The organism is Streptomyces capitiformicae, assembly GCF_002214185.1.
Taxonomy (GTDB): Bacteria; Actinomycetota; Actinomycetes; order Streptomycetales; family Streptomycetaceae; genus Streptomyces; species Streptomyces capitiformicae.
The window spans coordinates 8105858-8129067 of sequence record NZ_CP022161.1; the positions used below are offsets into that span (position 1 = coordinate 8105858).

Here is a 23210-nt window from a genome sequence, read left to right on the forward strand (position 1 = left end):
GAAGTGTCTGCGTCGGCTGGACGACCCGGGGTGGGACCGGCGGACATGCTCAAGGGACACCCAGTCGCAGGAGTCACAGGAAGAGAAGGAGCACCTCGATGTCCGTACCTCACCTGATCGCCGCCAATGTCTACGACTTCAGCCTCGGGCGACTCGGATCCTCCACCGGCGCGCTGCTGGGGCTGGCCGGCGTGGTCATCGCCGGACTGGCGCTGGCCCGCCCCACCGGTCGTCTCGGCACTGCCAACGGATCGCTCGGGGCCAGTACTGCCATGGTGGCGGGCCTGACCAGCATGGCCCTCGGTGGGCTGGTCGCCACCACCGCCGACGGCGGTCTCGGCACCGGCAACGGGCTGGGCGGGGCCTACGTGGCCATGCTCGTGGGACTGATCGGCACAGCCCTCGGCGGGCTCGCTCTGGCCCGTTCCCGCCGCACGGCTCACCGCGACGGATACGAGCGCACGTCCGGGGCTCAGGGGGTGTTGCGAAAGTCCCGTCGTCCGCTCGGGAGGGCGTGCCGGGCGGCGTCATGAGGGTCCCCCCGCTCGAGCGAAGCCGAGAGTGGGGGAGCGTGCCAGGCGTCGGGCGGCAGGCGGGACTTTCGCAACACGCCCTAGGGGGTGCACACGTCGGCGGGCCGCCTCACCACGTGCCGCGCGTCCCCTCAGTTCGCGTCCGGTGGTTGTCTCTGACTCGATCCGTGCGAACACCGCGTCGCGCAGGGGCATCCAGGATGTGGGGCCGGCTTGGGACAGACGCTCGTGCTCGTCGGGATCGGCCACCACGGTGGCCCGCCCGGTGACGACCACACTCCAGCCGGACCGGGCGGCCGCATCGAACGCGTCCGCCTCGAAGGCCACGACGACGCCGTCGATGGCGTCATCAGCCACTTCCGCCTCGCCCACCAGGAGGGCGGGATGGCCCGGATGGCGGAGGTTGCCCGGGAGATCGCGAGGGTCTTCGGCCCGCACACCAGGTCGAGGAGCACGGCCTTCCCCGCGCCCGCCGGGGACTTCCCCGACCAGATCCCCGCTGGAAGCCGAGCACCGCCGCATCGAGGCGGTGCCGGCCGAGGCCGCCGACGGTGCTACCCCCGAGGAACGGGAAGCGGTCGAGGCCACCCGCGCCAAGGCAGGCAGCACCCTGTCCCGCCCGTCCGTCTGAAGGCCGCCCGCCCACCCCCGGCAGGGCAGCACTCCCGCAAGTCCCGTACCCCCGCCTGGTGCATCTGGTGCATCTGGTGCATCTGGTGCATCTGGTGCACCTGGTGCCCGCCCCCGTCGGCTACCTCACCCGGCCCTGCGCACAGTTCGCGAGACCTGCCCGGATCGCAGCACCCAGCCGCGCCCAGCAGCGGCGACAGTCGATTGCTTTCCCTATCGTGGAAACAGCAGCATTCAACCGCCACCGTGTCCGCGCCGCGACCGACCAGATCCCCTGCTGCCGTCACGGCCACGGCAGGACAGAGGGCGGCAGGAAGGCCGGACCATGGAGTCGGAAGACCAGCTCCCGCTGCCGCGACATGATCCGCACCTGCACGAGGCCATCGAGCAGCTCCGTAGGCCGGCCGGCGCCCAGGCGCGGCTGGAGGGCCTGCTGGACGCGGTGCTGGCGATCAGCCGGGAGCTGGAGTTGCCCGTGGTGCTGCACCGGATCGTGAGCACCGCGATGGACCTGGTCGGCGCCCGTTACGGTGCTCTCGGCGTGCTGGACGAGCAGCGTACGGGTTTGTCGGACTTCATCGCGGTCGGGCTGACCGAACAGCAGATGGCCGCCGTGGCCGGAGCGGGGCGGCCACAGGGCCGGGGCCTGCTGGCACACCTGATCCGCCATCCCGAGCCCCTGCGGGTGGACGAGATCGCCGCCCACCCGCAGGCCGCGGGTTTCCCGCCCGGGCATCCCCCGATGCGCACCCTGCTCGGGATCGCGATCGGGGTGCGCGGCGAGATCTACGGGGATCTGTACCTGGCCGAGCGCCGCGATGGGCGGCCTTTCGACGAGCAGGACGAGGCTGTCGTGGTCGCACTGGCCGGCGCGGCCGGTGTGGCCGTGGACCACGCCCGCCTGTTCGAACGGGTCCGTGCCGGGGCCGAGCAGTTCCAGCGCCTTCTGCTGCCGTACCTGCCCAACCTGAGCCCCTTCTCCGCGGCCGCCGTGTACCGCCCTGCCACTGCCCCCGGCCATCTGGGCGGGGACTGGTACGACGCCTTCCTGCTGCCCGATGGAGCCTGCGCGGCCGTCATCGGCGATGTCGTCGGTCACGACCTGCGGGCCGCGGCTGCCATGGCCTCCACACGCAATATGCTGCGCGCCCTGCTGTACGACCGGCGCACCCCGCCCAGCGCGGTCCTCACCCAGCTCGACCGCACCCTGCACGCCATCACCGACAACCCCGTCACCACCGCCTGCCTGGCCCGTATCGAACCGGACGGGCGCCCCTGGACACTGCACTGGAGCACCGCAGGCCACCTGCCCCCGCTACTGGTCACTCCCGACGGGCGGGCGGTGTACCTCCATGCCGAGCCCGGCGTGCCCCTCGGCGTCGACCCCGTTCAGCCCCGCCCCGACCACACGCACCCCCTGCCCGCGGGCGCCACCGTCGTCTTCTTCACCGACGGGTTGATCGAACACCCCCGCCAGTCCCTGGAGACCGGTCTGAAGGCCCTTGCCGTCACCGCCGCCGCCCACGTGCTACTTCCCCTGGACGCGTTCTGCACGACACTCGCCGATCTCCACCCCAGCGACGGCCACGACGACCTGGCCATCCTCGCTCTGCGCACCCCTGCCTTGTCCGCCTTGTAGCCGTCGACGCGGCCGCACGGCGCGGCTCGCGGGTTACGCGTCCGTCTCCAAGGGGAGGGTGCCCGGAACGCCCGCCGGCGCGGACGCGCTCGCGCAGCGCGTAAATCATGGTCCGCACGGTGCTGATGGTGTCGTCGAGATCGTCGACCACACGCTGGACGCGCTCGGCCACTTGTGGCCGAGCGGCCAGTCGGCCGAGCACTGAGTTCGGCGTCAGCCCGGAGGCGAACAGCCGCTGGATGGCCGGGGTGTGCAGGTCGCGGGCGATGCGGTCGCGGTCGGTCAGGACCAGGAGATGCTCGGCCTCGCGTCGGTGCTCGGCGATCTCCAGGGCGAGTGCGGCTTGGTCGGCGAAGGCACTGATCATGGGTATGGCGGCGTCGGTGAACTCCTCGCCGCCGGGCAGGTTGGTGACCTGCAGGACTCCGCGGGCGTGCTCGCGGCCACCCAGCGGAAGCAGGAACCGAGGGCCAGTTCCACGTGGGCCGCGGAGCCACCCCCTTCCTGCGGTTCCCGGGACAGTGCGTCGCCGGTGATCCGCTCGTTGGAGTGGTAGACCTTCGCCGTCGGCGTGGTGGTGGTCAGCAACACCAGCCCGCGCACCCGATCGGCGCCCTCCCCATCGGCGGCCTCGATCACCAGCTCGTCGCCGCCCTCGAACGCCACGGCAACCGCCACAAGATCGGCCTCGGCCAGCGCCCGCACAGTGGCGGCGACCTGGTGCGGCACCTGGTCCGGGTCAGTGCCGGACAAACAGGCTCCGCGTCAGGTCACTGCTCGCCGCCTGCCACTGCTCCCTGTGGCGCGTGTCCTCGTGCAGGTGGGCGTTGTCGCTGGCCACGCCGGCTGCCGCCGCAGCACCGCCTCGTCCTCGTCGTCGAACTGGGCCCCGCCACGCTTGTCGGTCAGGTACAGGTTTCCGAAGCTCCGGTCCGCGTACGCGCACCGGAGCTCCCAGGAACGTGGTCATCGGCGGATGCCCCTGATCAGCAGTCCCAGGACAAGCGCCACCGCGGACTCGGCGAGGCGCCGCAGCACCACGTCGAGATCCGGGCCGGAGCCCGCAGCCTCTCCAGCCGCAACTGGGGTGCCGCGGGGCCGCCCCTGCGCTCTTCGGTCGGCCTCTCCGCCATTCCCGCTGCCTCCGGAGAAGGTGACGTCGGCACCTCCCCAGCATGCGCCAACGGTTACGCGGGTTGAACTCCGGGAGTCCTCGCTGGTTCTCGGGAGGAATTGCCAGGACAGCAGCACGTCAGCAGCGTGTCCACAAGAGCAACTGCTCGGTGGGTGCCATAGTTCAGGGACTCCCGGATGTGACGGCCCAGCAGCGCTCGCCAGCGCTGCTGGGCCGTCACGATGCCAAGGAACACCTCGCCGGAGGTAGTGCGACGAATGGGGGGACCGGGTGTCTGCCTCCCGCGCCGGAACCGCGCACTCTTGTGTCCGATCGTGTGCGGGCGGACGCTGTGTGAGCCCCCCGCCCAGCCGAACAACACGAGGGTGACCTGTGCCGACGGGAACGGTGAAATGGCTCGACCCTGAGCGAGGGCTGGGCCGGTTAGCGCAGGACGACGGCGGGCCCAATGCCGTCGTCCACCGCCCGGCCATTCACGGCCCCGAGGAGGAGGCGCCGGCTGCGGGCGAGCGGGTCCTGTTCGACATCACCTTCGATTCCGACGGCATCCGGGCCGACAACATCCGTCCCGCCGCAGAGGCGCCACCAGACGCGAGCCGTGCGGCGGCGTGCTGCCCGTGCGGCACTGGGTTGCCAAGGAAGCAGGAGCGAGCCACCGGACGCCAATGGCCGTTGCCCCTGCGGGCGGCGGCGTCGAGCCCCTCGTCGCTTCCGCGCCGCTTCATCTCGTACATGGTGCAGATGACCAGGAGCGCGGTCGATCGGCGGGGCGCTGGCATGCCACCACGGCTGCCCGGGGCGCGGAGTTGTGACAGCCGATCGGCGGTTCGGGTCGCCCACGCGGAACGTTCCGATCCTGCTCCCGGAAAGGACCGTTTCTGACAGTACGCGACGTGCGGCCGTGGCCTCCACCCCGCCCCGCCCCGGCCGGCCCGGCGGGAAGTCGTGATCTACTTCCGGCCTCCCGTCCGAATTCGGCCGTCCCGACCGTCAGTTCATCGCTCACGTATAGGGTCGGCGGCATGGCGCTGCAACTCTTTGAGGTGAATCTCAAAGCCCGGGATGACTCGGCGCTGGGCCGGTTCTGGGCGGCGGCGCTCGGCTGGAGTCTGTCCAGCGAGGAACCCGGTGCGACCAGCGTCAAGCCCATGGGGTCCGCCTGGCCGGACCCGGCCGCCGTCCGCATCGATGTCATCGCTGTCCCGGACCCCGAAACAGTGAAGGGCCGCGCACACATCGAACTCGCCACCACCTCCGCGGCCCATCACGCGGAGTTGGTCGCGCGCCTGAAGGAGCTCGGCGCGACGCCCGCCGACGCAGTCCGGGGCGACCTCCCGCGGACCGTTCTGGCCGACCCGGAGGGCAACGTGTTCTGCGTCCTGGAGCCTCGGGAGACCTACCGGGACACCGGGCCGATCGCCGCGGTGGTCGTCGACTGTGCGGACCCGCGGGCCATGGCCCGTTTCTGGGGCGAGGCGATGAACTGGACCCTGCACGAGGTGACCGACGATCACGCGCTGCTGCGCTCCGCCAAGGGAGTCGGCCCGTATCTGGAGTTCCTCCGCACGCCCCACCTGACGGACATGCACCACCGCGCCCATCTCGACCTGGCGCCCTACCCCTTTGACGGTCAACATCAAGCGGCGGAGGTGGCCCGGCTCGAGGCCCTCGGCGCGACGCCCGCCGACGCAGGCCGGGGCGACTTCCCCTGGAAGGTTCTGGCCGACCCGGAAGGCAACGAGTTCTGCGTCCTCGGCCCGGCCTGACGCGGAGCCTCCCCGCCTGCTCCGCCACCGAACTCATCACACGGACAGCCCCGAGACTCCGAGACTCCGAGACCCCGAGACCCCGAGACCCCGGGGTTCCCATCGACGGCTGAAAGATGGAGCGCACCGAAGTAGTCCCGGTCAGCCCGGCCCGCCGGGAAGGCCACGCGCGCAGAGGTCGTACGCCCGCACCTGATTGGTGATCAGCGACCAGGCCACCCGCAGCAAATCGCTCGAGCCGCGGCGTCGTCCGTGCGTCGGGGGATGAGGTGACCGCTTCGGGGCAGCCGAATGGTGTCGCAATGCCAAGGCGCCGGAGATGACCATGGTGCAACTGCCCGATGAGGACCACGAACCCCTGAGAGGCGGAAGCCCGCAGGCCCCCGAGCGGGCACGGAATGTCACACGCGGGTTCTTGGCCGTGCTCACACCGGCGGACGATTCGGAGGCGAATGCCGTGTTGCTGGTCGTGTCGGAGCTGGTGACCAACGCGGTGCGGCATGCCGGCGGACTCACCGGATTCGAACTGAAGGCGGGACCGGGCACGGTGACGGTCATAGTGGCAGACGCAAGCCCCACTCCGCCCCGTCCCCGGCGCACTGATGTGAGCGAGCCCGGCGGCTTCGGCTGGTACCTGGTGCGGGACCTGTCCGCGGACGTGCGGGTCCGCAGCAGTCCGAAGGGCAAGACCGTGACCGCCGTACTGCCGCTGGCGCGTTGAAGCGGCGAACTGCCCTCTCCTGGCCGGTGCGCCCGACCGCCACCAGGCGGGGCCGCGAACAGCTCCCACGACCTCGATGCCCGGTTGGGCATCGAGGACGAGACGGACGCCTGCCCGCACCCTCGCCTGGCCGTCCGCGACGACCACACGGATCGTCGAACCAACCCGTTGGTCGGACGCGGTGGTGCGTAGCGGCAGGGAGGGTAGGCGGCCCAAGGGGGCGTGCGTCGGCGCTTGCTGCGGGGCAGAGGACGGAGCGCTCAACCACTCCCACGGCCTCGCGTCGCATGCGCGGCGGCGGTGGGTCGTACGGTATGCGGCAGTGGGCCGACTGCGGGAAGGCCCCGCAAGAGCCCTTCCACAACAGCGAGTTCGGTGGACTTCGGCTCATCCGGCCGTGGCTTTCGAGCCGGCGACGACTCCTGGAGTGAGGGCCGCGGAGCCAAGGGCGGCAGTCCCAGGACCGCACGCAGCGCGTCGACGCGAGCCTCGTCGGCGATCGGATGACCCGTCACCGTTCCGTACACCTGGGGCCGCTGTTCGGTGACACACAGCGTGTCGGTGGCCTCGGCCAGGAACCTGGCCGGGATCCGGCGTCTGTCGGCCGCGGCCGTGACCAGCGGCAGGACCCTTCGGATCTCCGGCCCGTCCATCGCCAGCAGAATGCGGTGGGCGGCCAGCACGCCCTTGTCACCGATCTGTTCCCGGCCCGGCCAGCTGCGCAGCGAACCGCACGCCATCACCAGGTACTTGAACGCCTCGCGCCGGCGCTGCGCGGCGTAGCGGATCCGGCTCGCCTTCTCCGCGGGGCCCGCCTCACGCGCACGCCGCAGGGTGTCGTCCACCCGTGCGGCCCATTGCTCCAGGCCGGCCTGGATTTCCTTCGTCAGCATTCCGGTCGGGGTGTCGTGGCGAGGTGAGTGGCTTCCCGGTAGCGCCAGCCGGGTCGCAACCCGTACGGCCTGCCGACACCGACCAGCCAGCCGCTCTTGCACAGGGACGCGATGGCCTTGCTGTGGGCGGGCTCCATACGCATCGGGTCGTCGTGGTCGATGTGGGCGTTGCGGAGGATTCGCCAACTGGGGCCGTGACCGTGGCGGGTGCGATAGTCCTCGACCCAGCGAGCCATGTCCTCCTGCCGGCCGTCGACAAGTGCGGCGCCGCGCTCGTACTTGGCCGGGTCCGCCGGGTGATAGCCGAGGGGCTCGTACACGGGCGGACTCGGTGAGGCGATGGCTGACGCTGTCTCGCTGAGCCGCGTGCCGAGCAGGCCGTCGGCTGTGGCAGGCGGCTGGGAGAGCCAGCCGGCTCGGTGCAACTCCGCCACGGCGGCCTCGACCTGCACCGCGCAGTCGGCGGCGGAGCCGGCGACGAGGGCATCGAGCGGAACGTCGACTCGGCGGTCGGGGAGCGCGTGCGCGGTCAGATACAGCGCCACCAAGTGGTGGACGGAAGACGCTTCGGCCAGCATCGGGTGCCTCAGCAGCCGTCGCACCCAGGCGCCGAGATGGGTGGCAGCGTCGCGTGCGAGCCACAGTGATGGATCATCGCCCACCAGATCCGGGATGACGCCGAGTGCTGGTTCGTCATCGCCGGTTGCGGCGACCTCGTCCGGGTCGGCACGCAGCCAGCCGCTTGCCGTCAGCTCGTTCAGGGCGGTGGCGATGCCAGGGACGGGGATGCGCTCCAGCCGGGGTGCGGACAGTTCCAACTCGCCGCACCAGATGGCCCGTACGCCCCACCATACGGCGGCCAGCCGGACGTCCGGACCACTCGCAGGGGCGGTCCGCGCGACGTGGTCGAGTGTGGCCTGCAGGACAGCTGCCTGCCGCCCGCTGAGGGCCGTCCGAGTGGCGTAGGACGTCAGTTCCAGCCGTCGGGGCAGGTGTTGTGGCTCCGGGACGTGATTGACCACGCCCTCGTCCACGCACAGCGAACACCCCAGGGCGCGTTCGACATCACCGGCCAGGCCCCGGCCGAGTTTCTGACGGGCCAGACGGAGTCGCTCGTCCAGCGGCATCCGATCATCGATCGGAGACTTGGGGCGCCGGGCAGGCGCCTTCCGCACCGCGGACGGTGCGGGAGCGGGGGGCCGGGGCGCTGCCTCGGCGAAGCCACAGACCTCCTCGGCCAGCTGGTAGCGCACCCGACCGTCGGCAACAGCGACATCGGTGAACCAGCCGGCCTCCCGCAATCCGGCGGCAACCGCCGACGCCTCCTCGGCCGTCAGCTGACAGGCGGCGGCCAGGTGCGTCAGATCCACCTCACCCACGCCGGTGGAGGCAGCGTGCGCGGCGGCGTACGCCGCGACCAGCCGGACCCCGGCCGACTGCTTCCTCAGCCGCTTGTGGCTCAGCAGCCGCATGCACCAGCCGGACAGCCGGGAACGGGCGCTCTTGGCCACCCTGAACGGAGCCGCCTGCGGATTCGCGAAGTCCGGGATGCCGCACTCCACCGGCACCTTCGCGGCGGCCATGACTTCCTCGACCGAGGCACGCAGCCACCCGCAGGCCACCAGATCCCGCACCGCCGCGCGCGGGTCCGTCAGCTTCAGCAGGCCCGTCAGGTCCTGGGCGAGGAGGTTGGCCCGGCCGGCTCCTTGCCCGGAGCGTGCCGCCCGGGGCGTACACAGCAACGCCAGCAGCCTGCCCTCCGTGCTACTGCCCGGTCGGCGGGAGGCCAGATAGTCCCACAGGCGGCGGAGCGCCACCGCCTGCCCGGCCGTCAGCAGCGGCTTGCCCGACGGCGTGGTCAGGGGTTTCGGTACGGCCGGAGCAGTCGCAGCCAGGGCCTTCTCGGTTCTGGCCTGTGGCACGGGAGCGGGCGATGCCGGACTGACGACCGGGGGCGGCGGCGATGTCTCAGGCACTGCCATGGGCACTGGCTCAGGGGTCACTCGCTGTCGTGGGGCACCAGACGTATCGGGAGCGGTGAAGCCCTCTGGCACTGTCGCCGGTCGCGTTTTCGGCGGGACGTCGGAAGTCCCGGGCGCCGTCGGCTTCGGCGCCGCAGCGGAGACGATCCTCGTGTTCGGAATGGCGGCCACGCACCGGGCGCACGCCTCCGCAAGCCTCCACACCCGTCCGTAGCGATCCGGCACCACCACCAGGCACACCTGCCCGCCACACCGCCCCGGTGTGGTGTGCCAGGCGCAGCCCTCGCTGCGGCAACGGCAGGAAGCCTGCTCGCGTGCCGCGCCCGCCTGACGGGCGTGGACCGCCAGGTGCGCCAGAGCTGCCGCGCGGGCCTGTGCGGGCACCCGATGACGCTCGTTGGCGACCGTCGCACAGCCCGGCGCGGAGCACTCAAGACCGGAGATGCCTTCGGCGGGTCGGCCACGTGGGACGATCCGCACCGTCCACAGCCGACCGGTGAGACGAGGAGAGGCGGGGGCAGGCATGGCGGAAGAAACCTTCCTGACGGGGGATAGCGGCAAAGCGGCCTCATGCTGGACCATTCCCACCCCGACCGCTACGACGGCACGCGGTCCGGTTCACCCATCCGAGTGCATAGTCGACACAACGCACTCACGGAGTGCACTCGTCGTGCGTCGCGGTGGCGGGTCCGCTGGAGAGGTCCGGCACGGGGCGAGGAGGGCGTCGGAGTCGGGAAAGCAGAGCAACTCGACGGCCTGCTGGGACCTGCCGACCGTGCTGGGAGCGGCGAGGAGCACGCCGACCCTCCTCCAAGGGTGTCGCCAAACGACTTCTCGGCGAGGGCCGTCTCATGCATGCCCGTCGCCCCGGGGCGAACAGGCAGGTGGTGCTCGAACACATTGGACGTATTCGCCAGGTCACGCCACCTCTTCCGGCGCGTAGAAATATCTACCAACATGAGGGCCCGAGCGGGACGGCAGGGCGGGCGGAGTCCCACAAGGCCGCCGGCCATGTCCTGCTCGCATTCGTTCTGGCGAAGCCGATCGTGCTGGAGGGGGAACATGCACGGCTGCATGGGGAAGCAGGCCATCGAATGGCTCGCCTCGGCTGCCACGGATCCTCAAAGGTGCAAAGAGGAGTGGGACCAGGGCACTGGGCCTGCGCTGCTCCAGGCCGGACGGTTCTGGGACGTGCTCAGCGTGCCTGAGTACCTGGGCCTGTGCGCCCTGGATCTCCTCAGCCGCAACCGGCGAGGGATCCCGGCGCCCACCTTGGTGGACTGTGCCGCCCAGAGAATCGGCTTCTTCCTCCCGCCCGGCCCGGTGAGCGAGCGGATCCGGCCCGGTGTGCGCCACGCCGGTCGGGGAGCGTGGGTTGCGGTGCCGCCGCCCGGCCGGGTCGCCGGGCGCCTGGAATGGCTCATCCCGCCCGACGGGACCGGCACTCTGCACGACCCCGGCATGGTCGAGCTCGCCCTGAGTGAAGCCGACGGCACTCTCGCCGTCCTGGCATCGACCAGCCGGCAGCAGGGGGAGCGGTATCGCTGACCGAATCGCAGCCGCCACACACAGCGCCACCAGCCCGACCGGCCACATTCCCTTCCTTGACAGGCAGGACAGGCAGGACAGGCAGGACGGGCGGGACAGGCAGGACAGGCGGGACAGGCGCGGCAACGGAACCCGGTGGTGAGTGACAGCGGCGCGGAACGTACGCCTCCTGGGCCCAGTACCGCATCGAGCAACAAGTCGCCGTACCATCCCGTGCTCCACGCCCGGGCAACGTGTGACCCCACCCCTCAGATGGAGCCATCCCATGGCCGACCGCATTGATCGACCACGGCACGACCCATACGTCTCGGGAATCCGTAACGACGGCGACCACGCCACCAGCCCTGGAAGGGACACCGACGCATGCCCTTGGTGCACCGCACTGGGCAAGGCACACCCGCCCGCAACCAGGCAGCCGGTCCCACACGATCCGTACGCCTCGGAGATACGCGACGACTTCGATGGCGCGGCCGATGAACACTGCTGCTGGGGTCACCATCCTCAGGGGCCCGGCTTGCCTCCCGTCGGACTGCCCACGGCCGGCTGGGCTGCCCGCTGGTCTGCTCGCCTGACGGGACCCTGGAAGAGCCGCGATCACGGAGGTTAGGGCTCCAGCCGCACCCGGCGCCGAGTTGGCGGGCTCGGACGACGTCCTGGCCGGGATTCCCACTCGCCTCCGCCCGACGGCCCCTCAGTCCCCGTCCGGCGCGTCGCTGATCCCCAGCCTCAAGTGCTCCACGTGGTACACGGCTTGGTCCAGCAGCTCGGCGACATGGTGGTCGTGCAGCGCGTACACCACCGAGCGGCCCCGGCGCTCACCCACCACCAGTCCCAGGTTGCGCAGCAGCCGCAGCTGATGGGAGCAGGCGGACTGTTCCATCCCGACCTCGGCGGCCAGTTCGGTCGCCGGGAGCGGGCCTTCGCGCAGGCGGGCCAGGATCAGCAGGCGGGACGGGGTGGACAGGGCCTGGAGGGTGGTGGCCACCTTGGCGACGTTGGCCGCGTCCAGCCGCACCCGAGCGGTGGCCTCCTGCGTGGCGTTCTGCGCGGCGGTGACGGCTCCATGACCCATGGCGAGTATCTTACCCATCGCATATGAAGGCATGAATGAGTCTTCATGTATTCCTGTATGGTGTGGCGCGTGTCTGCCACCCTTGCCCCGTCACCGGTCCGCCGTACGTCCACATCGACGGCCCCTCGCCGCCGTACCCGAGTCCTCGCGCTGCCAGAAGCCCGCTGGGCCCTGGTCTCGACCCTCGCCTTCCTGATCGCCTTCCCGCTGGACCTCGCCGGCGCCTCCGCCTGGCTGTACGGCCCGCTCTACGCGATCGCGTACGCGGCCGGCGGCTGGGAGCCCGCCCTCGAAGGGCTGCGGGCGCTGCGCGAGAAAAGCCTCGACGTCGACCTGCTGATGATCGTCGCGGCGCTCGGCGCCGCCGCGATCGGCCAGGTCCTCGACGGCGCCCTGCTGATCGTCATCTTCGCCACCTCCGGTGCCCTGGAGGCCCTGGCCACCGCCCGCACCGCCGACTCCGTACGCGGTCTGCTCGACCTCGCTCCCACGACGGCCACGCGGGTGTCCGCCGACGGCTCGGCCGAGGAGACCGTGCCGACGGATCAGCTCGCCGTCGGTGACGTCGTGCTGGTTCGTCCAGGTGAGCGCATCGGCGCCGACGGGCTGGTCGTGGACGGCGAGAGCGAGGCCGACCAGGCCACCATCACCGGCGAACCGCTGCCCGTCCCCAAGGCCCCCGGTGACGAGGTCTTCGCGGGCACCCTCAACGGCACGGGGGCACTGCGCGTCCGCGTCGAACGGGACCCGGGCGACTCCGTCATCGCGCGCATCGTGACCCTCGTCGAGGAGGCCTCGCGCACCAAGGCGCCGACCCAGCTGTTCATCGAGAAGGTCGAACAGCGGTACGCCGTGGGGGTCGTCGTCGCCACCCTCGCCGTCTTCGGCATCCCGCTCGCCTTCGGCGAGGACCTCACGGCCGCCCTGCTCCGCGCCATGACCTTCATGATCGTCGCCTCGCCGTGCGCGGTCGTGCTCGCCACCATGCCACCGCTGCTCTCCGCCATCGCCAACGCCGGCCGGCACGGTGTCCTGGTCAAGTCGGCCGTCGCGATGGAGCGGTTGGGCGAGATCCATGTCGCCGCCCTCGACAAGACCGGCACCCTGACCGAGGGCACACCCGAGGTCACCGCCGTACGGCCGCTGCCGGGCTCCGGGCTCGACGAGGACACGCTGCTCGCGCTGGCCGCGGCCGCCGAGCACCCCAGTGAGCATCCGCTGGCGCGGGCGGTGGTGGCCGCCGCCCGCGCCCGGGGCCTGAGTGTCGCCCCCGCCGAGGAGTTCACAGCGACTCCCGGACGTGGTGTGCGCGCCACCGTCGAAGGGCGCGTGGTGACGGTCGGACGGCCAGGGGAGTACGCGGAGGCCTCCGGCGGGACCACCGTTCTCGTCGAGCTGGACGGGGCTGCTGTCGGGACCGTCACGCTGAAGGACCGGTTGCGTCATGACGCCCCGGCCGCCGTCGCCGCGCTCACGACGGTGACCGGCTCGTCGCCCGTCCTGCTCACCGGTGACAACCCGGTCGCTGCCGGGCAGGTGGCCGCCGACACCGGTATCACCGATGTGCGGGCCGGGCTGCTGCCCGAGGGCAAGGTGGATGCCGTGCGGGAGCTTCAGCGTGGCGACGGGAAGGTGCTGTTCGTCGGGGACGGCGTCAACGACGCGCCCGCGCTGGCCGCGGCGCACTCCGGGATGGCCATGGGGCGTGCGGGGTCCGATCTGGCGCTGGAGACGGCGGATGCGGTGGTCGTGCGGGACGAGCTTGTCGCGATCCCCGCGGTCGTACGGCTGTCCCGGGCGGCTCGGCGGCTGGTGGTGCAGAACCTCGTGATCGCGGGGGTGTGCATTGCCGTACTGGTGGTGTGGGACCTGGTGGGGCATCTGCCGTTGCCGCTCGGGGTGGCCGGGCATGAGGGGTCGACCGTGTTGGTGGGGCTGAACGGGCTTCGGCTGCTTCGGGAGTCGGCTTGGCGGCGGGCTGTGGGTTAGTTCGCCTACGGGGGAGGGGGTCAGACGACTCCAAGGTCAGCCCTACCTTGATGTCGGATTCTCGCCAGCCTCCTCCCTCCCTGTCCCCGATCCTTGAGCCATGAGGAACGGGATGTACGAAGACGTCGAGCGCTGTGTGCGCGCCGTGCGGTCGAAGGACGCTCGGTTCGACGGGTGGTTCTTCACGGCGGTGCTGACCACCGGGATCTACTGTCGGCCGAGTTGTCCGGTCGTGCCGCCCAAGCCGGAGAACATGACGTTCTATCCGAGCGCGGCGGCCTGTCAGCAGGCCGGGTTCCGGGCGTGCAAGCGGTGCCGGCCGGACACGAGTCCGGGCTCGCCCGAATGGGACCAGCGGGCCGATCTGGTGGCTCGGGCGATGCGGCTCGTGGGCGACGGCGTGGTGGACCGTGAGGGCGTACCCGGGCTGGCCCGGCGGCTGGGATACAGCACCCGGCAGATCGAGCGGCAGCTGCTGGCCGAGTTGGGGGCGGGGCCGCTCGCGCTCGCCCGGGCCCAGCGGGCACAGACCGCTCGGCTGCTGATCGAGACGACCGCGCTGCCGATGGCCCAGATCGCGTTCGCCGCCGGGTTCGCGTCGATCCGGACGTTCAACGACACCGTGCGGGAGGTCTTCGCGCTGTCGCCGAGCGAACTGCGCGAACGGGCGGCCCGTACTCCTTCACGACAGGTCAACTCTGCAGGAACACCTGGGGTGTTGAGCCTCCGGCTGCCCTTCCGGGCCCCGCTCAACCCGGACAACCTCTTCGGCCACCTCGCCGCGACCGCCGTACCGGGAGTGGAGGAGTGGCGCGACGGCGCGTACCGGCGCACGCTCCGCCTCCCGTACGGCCACGGCATCGTCGGCCTCACCCCGGAGCCCGACCACATCGGCTGCCGACTCACCCTCAGCGATCTGCGCGACCTGCCCGTCGCCATCAGCCGCTGCCGCCGCATGCTGGACCTGGACGCCGACCCGGTCGCCGTCGACGAGCAGCTGCGCACCGACCCGGTGCTCGCGCCGCTGGTGGACAAGGCGCCGGGGCGCCGGGTGCCGCGTACCGTCGACGAGGCCGAGTTCGCCGTACGGGCGGTGCTCGGACAGCAGGTGTCCACGGCGGCCGCCCGCACCCACGCGGCCCGGCTGGTCACCGCGCACGGCGAACCCGTCGACGACCCCGAGGGCGGCCTCACCCATCTCTTCCCCTCGCCCGAGGCGCTCGCGGCCGTGGACCCCGAGACCCTCGCGATGCCCCGCACCCGCCGGACCACCTTCACCACCCTCATACGCCAACTCGCCGACGGCAACGTGCACTTGGGTGTGGACAGCGACTGGGCGGAGACCCGCGACCAGCTCCTCGCCCTCCCCGGCTTCGGCCCCTGGACCGTCGACGTCATCGCCATGCGAGCCCTCGGCGACCCGGACGCCTTCCTCCCCACCGACCTCGGAATCCGGCGCGCCGCACAGGAGCTGGGCCTGCCGTCCACCCCGGCCGCGCTCACGGCACGCGCGGCGGCCTGGCGGCCGTGGCGGGCGTACGCGGTCCAGTACCTGTGGGCGACGGACAGCCACCCGATCAACTTCCTTCCCGTGTAGCTCCGTTTAGGTGAACAGCGGGCAGAGGTGGTCGGACTGCCGTGCAACCTCGATCGGATTCGGCCAACGCACTCGGTGAGGGCTCGGGCCCGGCAATGCTGTCGGTGGTCAGGTCACGCACCTGCCCCCGCCGCAGGGCCTGCGGCGGTCAGACGTGGAGACACTGCCTCGGCGGTTCCAAGCGTCAAACCTTCCGGCGCGAGCCAGGCAGGAGTCTCCGCCACTCGGCGGAGAGAGGGCCAAATGACCGAACAGCGCCAAAACCACGCGCACTCGGGGCCGGGCGCCATCTATGGCCGCCCGGCACGGTCAGCAAGTGGCGCGGTCGGACTCGCCAACGGCAAGAACCCGATCGGCATCATCGTGCCCTGCCACCGGGGCGTAGGCGCGAGCGGCGACCTCACGGGATACGGCGGCGGCCTGGACCGCAAGAAGCGCCTGCTGGACTTCGAGAGCGGATCGGCGCTCTTCTAGCCGCCTGCCTGTCCGTCCGCCTGATCGGCGTCGCGCAGCCTGCTCAGCAGCTCCGGCAGGGCGGTGCCGATGGGTTCGCGTACGACTTCGTCGGCGAGGTCGTCGTACGGGGTGGGCTCGGCGTTGACGATGATCAGGCGGGCGCCGTGGTCGGCGGCGATTCCGGCGAGGCCGGCGGCGGGCTGGACCTGGAGGCTGGTGCCGACGGCGATGAAGATCTGGCAGGCCTTGGTGATCGCGACGGCCTCACCCAGCACGACCGGATCGAGGCGCTCGCCGAACATCACCGTCGCCGACTTCAGCACGCCTCCGCACTCCAGGCAGGGCGGGTCGTCCTCACCAGCCTCGACGCGGGCGAGGGCGTCTTCCATCGGCCCGCGCGCATGGCACTCGGTGCACACGACAGAGCGCGCGGTGCCGTGCAGTTCGAGGACCTTACGGGCCGGCATCCCGGCGAGCTGGTGCAGGCCGTCCACGTTCTGCGTGATCACCCGCACCGGCACCGCGGACCGTTCCAGCTCGGCGACGGCCAGGTGCGCGGCGTTCGGCTCGGCCTTGAACGTCTTGCTCTGCCGCCGCATCTGCCACGAGCGGCGTCGGATCTCCGGATCACGCATGTAGTACTCGTACGTCACGAGTTTCTCGGCCTCCGGATCCCGCCGCCACAGCCCCTGGGGACCGCGGTAGTCCGGGATGCCGGAGTCGGTGGAAATTCCGGCGCCGCTGAGGATGGCGACGAGGGGCTTGGTCATGAGCCGACAGTAGGACCCAGGTCTGCTCGGGGCGAATGGATATGACTGCCCGGTCGCGTGCCCCGCAGTCCCCTGTGGGCTGGGCGCGACGGTCGGCCAGGCAGCGGAGTCGAAGTCCGCGGAGTCGAAGTCCGCGGAGTCGAAGTCCGCGGAGTCGAAGTCCGCGGAGCCGAAGTCCGCTCGCGTGGGTGTCGACGCCCCGCCCGCGTTGAAGGTCCCCGACGGCAACCGGCTCACCAGTGTTCTCGCCGCGGAAGGCGTCCAGACCTATTCCTGCACCGGAGTCTGGAAGCTGTTGGAGCCCGCCGCGACTCTCTGGGCCAAGAAGGACCCCTCGCTCCGGACCGTCGCCCTGCACTCCCGCGGCCCCGTCCGGGTGTCCACGGTGGACGGCAGCGCCGTCAACGCCGCGGCCATCGCCAACTCCCCCAAGCCCGGCACCATCCCCGAGCTCCTCCTGCAGGCCACCGCCACGCGCGGCACCGGGATCCTCGGCGGCGTCTCCTACATCCAGCGCCTCGACACCCGCGGTGGCGTCGCCCCCACCACCGCCTGCGGCGGTACCGAGCAGATCAGCGTCCCCTGCTCGGCCGTCTACGCCTTCTACAAGCCCGCCAAGTGATGCGGTGAACAAGCCAACCGGCAGGCACCCCTCGCTCATCACTGCGAGGGGTGCCTGCCCTGCCGTGGGCGAAAGTGCCGATCAGGGTGCGGCGAAGCCGTACGTGCGGTCGTAGTGCTGGGCGACCAGGCGGCCGGTGCCGTCGACGGCGAGCTGCCACTGGTTGACGCCGGTCTCCACGCCGTCGGTGAAGTTCCACAGCAGTCTGCCGCGGGCGGCGTCGATCGCGTAGAAGCCGTTCCTGTTCTTGTAGGCGGGGACGTAGAGCGCCTCGGGGCCCGCGGTGATCGGCAGGTCGACGTTGAGGCGAGGGGTGGGACAGAACCAACGCCGGGTGCCGGTCGCGGCGTTGAAGGCGTAGACGCCGGAGGGGTTCGTACCGGTGACGTACACCGTGTTGCCCTGGGCGCCGAGCGAGGCGAACTGGCCGCTGTCCGGCGTCACCCGCCAGCGGATCTTGCCGTCGAGGAGGTTCAGCGCCCTGAGCTCGCGGCCGATGGCGAACACCGTACGGTCGAGTACGGCCAGGCCCGGCCGGAGGTCGTAGCCGACGGGGTGCCGCCAGAGGACGTCGGAGCTCTCGATGCTGCGGACCGTCACGTTGCGCAGGCCGTCGGCGTAGACGAAGTAGCCGGGGATGATGACCGGCAACAGCCGGATGCCGACGTCCTCCGGGCTGATGGCGATGACCTCGGCCCGGCGGGCCGCGAGGTCCACGGAGAACACGGTGTCCGTGGATGTCGCGACGCCCTGGTCGTCGGACTCGCGCTGGAGCCGGACACCGAGGACGGAAAGGGCACGGTCGCTGGTCCTGCCGAGCAGCGTGTCGAACCGGAAGTCCGGCCCGAAGTCGAGGGTGAAACGTTCCGTCCCGTTGGCGAGGTCGACTCCGATCACCGTGGAGCCCTCGCCCAGCGCGACCGCCGCGTCGAAGGTCTGCACGGTCGGGGTGGGCGAGGTACTGATCCCCTCGTACACCCACTTGGGCCGGGTGCCGTCCTTGAGGTCGAGGCAGACCATGTCACCCGGGCGGGTCTTCACCAGGGCCGTCCCCTCGTTGAAGACGGCCGGCGCCTGGAGCAGCGGATCACTGCGGAAGGTCCAGGCCGGCTTCGGGGGCGGGCCGAGCGGCCGTCCGGACTCTCCGGCGGGTTTCTCTCCCCGGGTGAGCAGCAGCCCGGCGCCCACGGCCACGGCGGTGGCGCCCGCCGACGCGGCGAGGACCGTACGCCGGGACGGTCCGGGCCGGGGGATGATCCGGCGATGCCCGGGGGAGGTGCGGTCCGGTGCGGTGTCTGCGGGGACGGCGGAAGGGGCCGGTCCTGGCGGGTCGGCGACGGTCGGCGCCTCGTCCGCGCAGCCGGGCCTGCCGGAGGCGTACGGCGCACCGGAGTCGCGCAGCGGGCGCGGCACCGGGGTGTCGTCCGGACCCTGGCCGTACGCGTACGGCACCGGGTCGTTCGCGTACGCCACCCGGTCGTCAGCGCCGGCAAAGGGCACCCCGGCCGGGGCGCCCGGCGTGGTGCCGAGGGTCTCCACCGCCGCCGTGCGCAGGGCGATCGAGATGGTCACCGAAGGCGGCAGCCAGCCGTCCTCCGTCATCTGCTCCACCCCGCCGGGCGCGCAGGCGGCGGCGAGTTTGTCCGGGGTGATCCGCAGCCGTGGGTCCTTGGTGAGACAGAGGTTGATGATCTTGTCCAGTGGATCGGGCACGCCCGTCAGGTCGGGTGGGCTGTGCACGACCTGGTAGAGGAGCGTGGCCGCCGCGGTTCCGCTGAACGGGGCGTGCCCGGACGCGGCGTAGGTGAGAACCGAGCCGACGGAGAAGATGTCTCCTTCGGGACCCAGCGGCTCGCCCGTGGCCTGCTCGGGACACATGTACTCGAAGGAGCCGAACAGGGCCCCGGAGCGGGTGAGGTCGTAGCCGTCGGTCGCACGGACGATGCCGAAGTCGATGACGCGTGGGCCGTCGGCGGCGAGGAGGACGTTGGATGGCTTGAGGTCGCGGTGCACCAGCCCGGCGGCCTGCACCGAGATGAGCGCCTCGGCGATGCCGGCGCCCAGCACGAGCACCGATTCCACCGGCAGTGGGCCGTGCTCGGCGACCGCCTCGGCCAGGGTGGGCCCGGCTATGTACTCGGTGGCCAGCCAGGGCGTGGCGCCGTCCGGGTCGGCGTCCACCACGGGCGCCGTGAATCTGCCGCCGACGGCTCCCGCGGCCTCCACCTCACGGCGGAACCGAATGCGGAAGTTTCTGTCCCCCATCAGCTCGGGACGGATGGCCTTGACCGCCAGGATCCGTCCCTCCGCAGTCCGCGCCAGGTAGACCCGCCCCATCCCCCCTGCGCCGAGCCGTGCCGTGAGACGGTAGGGACCTAGGTCCTGGGGATCGTCGGGGCCCAGTGGTTCCATGACCTCAGCTGCCTGTTCTCGGTGATGACGGGCGAGAATCGACCCGTGGGTGGGGGGAGACCGGCCTGTCCGGGCGGCTCCCGGAGACCACTCCCAGACGCCCCGCATCCTGCCGAAGCCGCGCCCCGCATCCAGCCGAGCCGCGGCCCGCGCCCAGGACGCCGGTCCGGAAGTCCCGAGTGCTGCCCCGTTTCCGGAGCGACGCAGCGGGCGGGGTCGCTGGAACGGGGTCTACGTCAGCCTAGAGGCTCAAGTGGCGGACGGGGGGCGTTTTCAGCCAGCGCTTTAAAGTTCCATTAAATGACGCTCACATCCTTCTCACGGTCTGTACAAGGGGAGTTGACCGTACGTCAGCTGACTCCTGTCACCTGTCGACGCCAACGGAACCGCCGCCTCCGTGGCCGATCTCCATCCCCTCAGCCGACCCGGTTCCCGTTCTCCAACTCCACCGGACCCGTACCGTCCGCCAGCGCGTCGAGTGCGGCGAGCACACGACGGCCGAGTGTCTCCGACAGGTATGCGGTCAGTTCGGCGCGCGGCACGAGCCGCCAGGAGAGAAGCTCCTCCTCCTGCAGCCGGATCCTCTTCAGGTCCTCCTCGCCGAGCACCCCGCCGTCGTACAGGTAGGCCACCAGCGGCGGCCGCCCGACCCCGTGCACCCAGTCCACCGCGAGCAGCCGCCCCAGCTCGACCTCCAGCCCGATCTCCTCGGCGGTCTCGCGCCGCGCGCCCTGCCTGGGCGTCTCCCCGTCGTCCGACTCGATCGTGCCGCCCGGAAGCGCCCATCCCTCACGGTAGTTGGGCTCGACGAGCAGGATCCGTCCCTCGCTGTCACGGAAGATCGCGGCGGCGCCGGCCAGGATCCGGGGGAGGCTCGCGATGTACGCGGCGAAGTCTTGAGTGGTCATCCTGGCAGGGTAGTGGCGACAGCCCTCACCCACACGACCCTCCGGCTTCCGTCAACCGCACCGTGCGCTCGGCGAGTTCGCTGATCCGCACCCCGTCGAAGCCGAACACGGCGCTGCGTACGGTGTCCTCCAGCGGCTCCTTCCACCGGTCCGGGATCGCCTCCGCCCCGGCGGTGGCCGGTTCGCCGAAGGCGGTGGCCGGTTCGCCGAAGGCGGTGGTCCGCTCCTCGCCGGTCTCCTCGTCGGTCCGTGCCGCGGTGGCCGGCTTCACGCCGGTGTCGGTCGGGGCGCGGCGGGGGAGTTCACCGGGCGGCGCGGGAACCGCCGGCCGCTGCCGGGGGACGGCGGCGGCGGCCGGTACGGACGGCGGCGCGGGCGCGGCAGTCCCCTGTCCGGTCCGCACCGGGAACGCCGCCACGGTTCCGGCCGAGCCCCTGGCCGCGGGTGGCGAGGGCTCCGCGGGGCTCATGGCCGGCAGGAGCGCGGCGGGGATCCAGACGGTGCCGGTGACCCCGCCACCCGGCGTACGGCTCAGGGTCACCCGCACACCCCAGCGCCGGGCGAGGCTGCCGACCACGAAGAGACCGAGCATCCTGGTCGGTACGAGGTCGAGCCGCTCCCGGCGGATCAGCCGGGCGTTCTCCTCGGCGAGTCGCTCCGCGCTCATGCCGAGGCCGTGGTCGATGACCTCGACCAGCGCCCCGCCGTCCTCGGTGACGTCGGTGCCGGGGCGGACGACCACCTCGACCGGTGTGTGGGAGGGGGAGAACGCGACCGCGTTCTCCAGCAGTTCGGCGAGCATCAGCGTCAGGTCGCCGATGATGTCGGGCGCGACGGTGACCTCCGTCTCGGACCGCAGCGACACCCGCTGGTAGCCCTCGATCTGGCCGAGCGACGCCCGGATGACGTTGGCCAGGGGGGTCGGCCGGGCCTCGACGCCGCTCTCCCGGATTCCGGCGAGCAGCATCAGGCTGTCGGCGTTGCGCTGGAGGCGTACGGCGATGTGGTCGATGCGGTAGAGCCGTTCGAGGATCTCCGGGTCGGTCTCCTCACGTTCAGCGGCGTCGATCAGGGTCAGCTGACGTGTCGTCAGGTTGCTGACTCTGCGACCGACGTTGCCGAACATCTCGGCGACGTTGCGGCGGCTCAGCACCTGTCGTTCCAGCAACTGGGCGGCGGTGAGCTGCACTTGGTTGAACGCCTCGGCCAGTTCGCCGATCTCGTCGCGGACCGGGACCGGGATCGACTGCGGCCGCAGGGGGGTGCTCTCGCCGGACTCGTCGTCCGCCACCCGGGCGAGTTCCTCGCCTGCCACGTCGACCACCTGCTGGGCGGCGCCGGTCAGGGCCGCGAGGGGACGTACGACCGAGCGTCGGACCAGAACGCAGAAGGCCAGCCAGACGACAAAGCCGAGCAGGGCCAGACAGAGCAGGTACAGCGCGCCCCGCAGGGCGTCCGCGGAGAGGGCGTCGGCCTGGGTGGCGGTCTGCTCGATCAGCGACCGGGTGATGGCGAGGCGGCTTTCGGACTGCCGGGTTCCGTCGGCGATCGCCTTGCGGAGCTGCGCCGGTGTCTGGGACTGCAGGGTTCCGGGATCGATCTGCAGCTCCGCGAACTGGGACTCGATGCCGTACTGCTCGGCACTGAGCTCGATGCCGTCCATGCGCAGCACCTGGTCCGATGTGGCGATCCGCTGGAACCGGTCCGACTGGTGGCGGTAGAGCTCGCGGGCGCCGACCGCGCGGCTGTACTCGGTGCGGGCGTTGGCGTCACGGGTCTGCGCGGAGAACACCGCGCTCTCGAAGGACGCGTGGGCGGCGTCGGCTCGCAGCACCGCGTCGAGGAGTGTCGTGACCGAGGCCGACGAGGTACCCGAGTAGCGGTCCAGACCGATGCCGTCGATCAGGTAGTCGACCGCGGCCGCGTACGCGGGGTCGATGTTGGCGGCGGGAACGTAGGCCCGTTCGAGCTTCTCGCGCAGGACGCCGAGGCCGCGGATGTACTCGAATGCCTGAGCCTCCTCGGACGGCAGGCCCGAGCCGAACGCCGAACGCACGGCGGCGACCTGCGCGTCGGTGTTCCGCTGTGCCTGGCGGTAGTCGGTGGTCGGCGGCAGGGTGGCTCCGGGGCGGGCCGCGTCGTACTGCACGGAGAGCAGGAGCGCCTGCCGGTGTTCGGCCTGTACGTCGTTGATGAGTTTCGCGACCTGTTCGCTGTCCCGCACCAGGTCCGCGATCCGGCCGGCGTCGCGGGCCTGCTGCACCTGGCCGTAGGCGCCGATGCCGAGCAGTACGCCGACGACCGCGATGGGCGCGATCACCAGGACGTTGAGCTTCCGCCGGAAGGGCCACCGGTCGAGGACGGTCACCACCTTGCGGCCGAGCCGCGGGGTCCGGCGGGCATGCGCGGGTGGGTCCGGTGCGAGCGGCGGGTTCCCTGTGTTCGCGGACACCCGGGCCTCCTTCATGGTTGACGGACCGCCGATCGGTCGGCACGCGCCGTGACACTTTCGCCGCCTCCATCGCTGATAGGAGCGA

At 71.4% G+C, this 23210-nt stretch carries 18 protein-coding genes and 2 pseudogenes; 10 read left to right on the top strand and 10 right to left on the bottom strand.

Annotated features, from left to right (window positions below):
• Positions 1-98 precede the first annotated feature (98 nt).
• Positions 99-533, top strand: coding sequence for a DUF6223 family protein (locus tag CES90_RS36375; protein WP_308437927.1), 435 nt, complete (start codon positions 99-101; stop codon positions 531-533).
• Here CES90_RS36375 and CES90_RS36380 read toward each other — a convergent pair.
• Positions 528-1055, bottom strand: a complete 528-nt coding sequence (locus CES90_RS36380; protein ID WP_189787664.1) for a pyridoxamine 5'-phosphate oxidase family protein — start codon at positions 1053-1055, stop codon at positions 528-530. The two genes, CES90_RS36375 and CES90_RS36380, sit on opposite strands and share 6 nt — an antisense overlap.
• 433 nt (positions 1056-1488) lie before the next feature.
• Between CES90_RS36380 and CES90_RS36385 the strand changes: the two genes are divergently transcribed.
• Positions 1489-2802: a PP2C family protein-serine/threonine phosphatase gene (locus tag CES90_RS36385; protein ID WP_189787650.1), complete on the top strand. Its 1314-nt coding sequence runs from the start codon at positions 1489-1491 to the stop codon at positions 2800-2802.
• Positions 2803-2899: 97 nt separating this feature from the next.
• Here the strand turns inward: CES90_RS36385 and CES90_RS50310 are convergent.
• Together CES90_RS50310 and CES90_RS50315 are read right to left on the bottom strand one after the other, a co-directional pair.
• A pseudogene (locus CES90_RS50310) lies at positions 2900-3169 on the bottom strand (histidine kinase); the annotation flags it as partial.
• The gene (locus CES90_RS50315) at positions 3166-3555 is read right to left on the bottom strand and encodes a hypothetical protein (RefSeq protein ID WP_229914384.1); all 390 of its coding nucleotides are present in this window, start codon (positions 3553-3555) and stop codon (positions 3166-3168) included. The gene CES90_RS50315 and the pseudogene CES90_RS50310, both read right to left, overlap by 4 nt.
• A gap of 769 nt (positions 3556-4324) precedes the next feature.
• Between CES90_RS50315 and CES90_RS52135 the strand changes: the two genes are divergently transcribed.
• The 3 genes from CES90_RS52135 (at position 4325) to CES90_RS36405 (ending at position 6424) form a co-directional block, all read left to right on the top strand.
• On the top strand, positions 4325-4819 hold the full coding sequence (locus CES90_RS52135; protein ID WP_208921482.1) for a cold-shock protein: 495 nt from the start codon (positions 4325-4327) through the stop codon (positions 4817-4819).
• Between the two features lie 140 nt (positions 4820-4959).
• Positions 4960-5703, top strand: coding sequence for a VOC family protein (locus CES90_RS36400; protein ID WP_189787652.1), 744 nt, complete (start codon positions 4960-4962; stop codon positions 5701-5703).
• A 319-nt stretch (positions 5704-6022) separates the two neighbouring features.
• The gene (locus tag CES90_RS36405) at positions 6023-6424 is read left to right on the top strand and encodes an ATP-binding protein (RefSeq protein WP_189787653.1); all 402 of its coding nucleotides are present in this window, start codon (positions 6023-6025) and stop codon (positions 6422-6424) included.
• Between the two features lie 260 nt (positions 6425-6684).
• On the opposite strand, the gene CES90_RS36410 is transcribed toward CES90_RS36405, so the two are convergent.
• Together CES90_RS36410 and CES90_RS36415 are read right to left on the bottom strand one after the other, a co-directional pair.
• Positions 6685-7317: a hypothetical protein gene (locus tag CES90_RS36410; RefSeq protein ID WP_189787654.1), complete on the bottom strand. Its 633-nt coding sequence runs from the start codon at positions 7315-7317 to the stop codon at positions 6685-6687.
• Positions 7311-9239 (bottom strand): hypothetical protein, encoded by a 1929-nt coding sequence (locus CES90_RS36415; protein WP_189787655.1) that lies wholly within the window; start codon positions 9237-9239, stop codon positions 7311-7313. The genes CES90_RS36410 and CES90_RS36415 overlap by 7 nt, the downstream gene beginning before the upstream one ends.
• Before the next feature lie 1122 nt (positions 9240-10361).
• On the opposite strand from CES90_RS36415, the gene CES90_RS36420 reads away from it, so the two are divergent.
• Positions 10362-10847, top strand: a complete 486-nt coding sequence (locus CES90_RS36420) for a hypothetical protein (protein WP_373313601.1) — start codon at positions 10362-10364, stop codon at positions 10845-10847.
• Positions 10848-11538: 691 nt separating this feature from the next.
• Here CES90_RS36420 and CES90_RS36425 read toward each other — a convergent pair.
• Positions 11539-11919, bottom strand: a complete 381-nt coding sequence (locus CES90_RS36425) for an ArsR/SmtB family transcription factor (protein WP_229914385.1) — start codon at positions 11917-11919, stop codon at positions 11539-11541.
• A 57-nt stretch (positions 11920-11976) separates the two neighbouring features.
• Here CES90_RS36425 and CES90_RS36430 point away from each other — a divergent pair, with 57 nt between their 5' ends.
• From CES90_RS36430 to CES90_RS36440, 3 genes and pseudogenes are all read left to right on the top strand, one after another.
• On the top strand, positions 11977-13908 hold the full coding sequence (locus CES90_RS36430) for a heavy metal translocating P-type ATPase (protein WP_189787666.1): 1932 nt from the start codon (positions 11977-11979) through the stop codon (positions 13906-13908).
• A 112-nt stretch (positions 13909-14020) separates the two neighbouring features.
• On the top strand, positions 14021-15505 hold the full coding sequence (locus CES90_RS36435) for an AlkA N-terminal domain-containing protein (RefSeq protein ID WP_189787667.1): 1485 nt from the start codon (positions 14021-14023) through the stop codon (positions 15503-15505).
• Positions 15506-15817: 312 nt separating this feature from the next.
• Positions 15818-15979: pseudogene (locus tag CES90_RS36440) on the top strand (methylated-DNA--[protein]-cysteine S-methyltransferase); the annotation flags it as partial.
• Here CES90_RS36440 and CES90_RS36445 read toward each other — a convergent pair.
• Positions 15976-16731, bottom strand: coding sequence for an SIR2 family NAD-dependent protein deacylase (locus tag CES90_RS36445; RefSeq protein ID WP_189787657.1), 756 nt, complete (start codon positions 16729-16731; stop codon positions 15976-15978). The pseudogene CES90_RS36440 and the gene CES90_RS36445 overlap by 4 nt on opposite strands.
• A 184-nt stretch (positions 16732-16915) precedes the next feature.
• Between CES90_RS36445 and CES90_RS36450 the strand changes: the two genes are divergently transcribed.
• A complete protein-coding gene (locus CES90_RS36450) occupies positions 16916-17353 on the top strand; it encodes a DUF3455 domain-containing protein (protein ID WP_229914386.1) in 438 nt (145 codons plus the stop codon).
• A gap of 81 nt (positions 17354-17434) precedes the next feature.
• Here CES90_RS36450 and CES90_RS36455 read toward each other — a convergent pair whose 3' ends face one another.
• From CES90_RS36455 to CES90_RS36465, 3 genes are all read right to left on the bottom strand, one after another.
• Entirely contained in the window at positions 17435-19765 is a 2331-nt protein-coding gene (locus CES90_RS36455) for a protein kinase domain-containing protein (RefSeq protein ID WP_189787658.1), read from the bottom strand.
• A 416-nt stretch (positions 19766-20181) separates the two neighbouring features.
• Entirely contained in the window at positions 20182-20673 is a 492-nt protein-coding gene (locus tag CES90_RS36460; protein ID WP_189787659.1) for an NUDIX domain-containing protein, read from the bottom strand.
• A 25-nt stretch (positions 20674-20698) separates the two neighbouring features.
• The gene (locus tag CES90_RS36465; RefSeq protein ID WP_208921483.1) at positions 20699-23140 is read right to left on the bottom strand and encodes an ATP-binding protein; all 2442 of its coding nucleotides are present in this window, start codon (positions 23138-23140) and stop codon (positions 20699-20701) included.
• Positions 23141-23210 lie beyond the last annotated feature (70 nt).

Coding starts and splice junctions, on each gene's coding strand:
- CES90_RS36455 (WP_189787658.1), bottom strand. CDS start 19,765: ATGGAACCACTGGGCCCCGACGATCCCCAGGACCTAGGTCCCTACCGT.
- CES90_RS36460 (WP_189787659.1), bottom strand. CDS start 20,673: ATGACCACTCAAGACTTCGCCGCGTACATCGCGAGCCTCCCCCGGATC.
- CES90_RS36435 (WP_189787667.1), top strand. CDS start 14,021: ATGTACGAAGACGTCGAGCGCTGTGTGCGCGCCGTGCGGTCGAAGGAC.
- CES90_RS36445 (WP_189787657.1), bottom strand. CDS start 16,731: ATGACCAAGCCCCTCGTCGCCATCCTCAGCGGCGCCGGAATTTCCACC.
- CES90_RS36465 (WP_208921483.1), bottom strand. CDS start 23,140: ATGAAGGAGGCCCGGGTGTCCGCGAACACAGGGAACCCGCCGCTCGCA.
- CES90_RS36410 (WP_189787654.1), bottom strand. CDS start 7,317: ATGCTGACGAAGGAAATCCAGGCCGGCCTGGAGCAATGGGCCGCACGG.
- CES90_RS36420 (WP_373313601.1), top strand. CDS start 10,362: ATGCACGGCTGCATGGGGAAGCAGGCCATCGAATGGCTCGCCTCGGCT.
- CES90_RS36380 (WP_189787664.1), bottom strand. CDS start 1,055: ATGCGGCGGTGCTCGGCTTCCAGCGGGGATCTGGTCGGGGAAGTCCCC.
- CES90_RS36375 (WP_308437927.1), top strand. CDS start 99: ATGTCCGTACCTCACCTGATCGCCGCCAATGTCTACGACTTCAGCCTC.
- CES90_RS36430 (WP_189787666.1), top strand. CDS start 11,977: ATGGTGTGGCGCGTGTCTGCCACCCTTGCCCCGTCACCGGTCCGCCGT.
- CES90_RS36425 (WP_229914385.1), bottom strand. CDS start 11,919: ATGGGTCATGGAGCCGTCACCGCCGCGCAGAACGCCACGCAGGAGGCC.
- CES90_RS36385 (WP_189787650.1), top strand. CDS start 1,489: ATGGAGTCGGAAGACCAGCTCCCGCTGCCGCGACATGATCCGCACCTG.
- CES90_RS36400 (WP_189787652.1), top strand. CDS start 4,960: ATGGCGCTGCAACTCTTTGAGGTGAATCTCAAAGCCCGGGATGACTCG.
- CES90_RS36405 (WP_189787653.1), top strand. CDS start 6,023: ATGACCATGGTGCAACTGCCCGATGAGGACCACGAACCCCTGAGAGGC.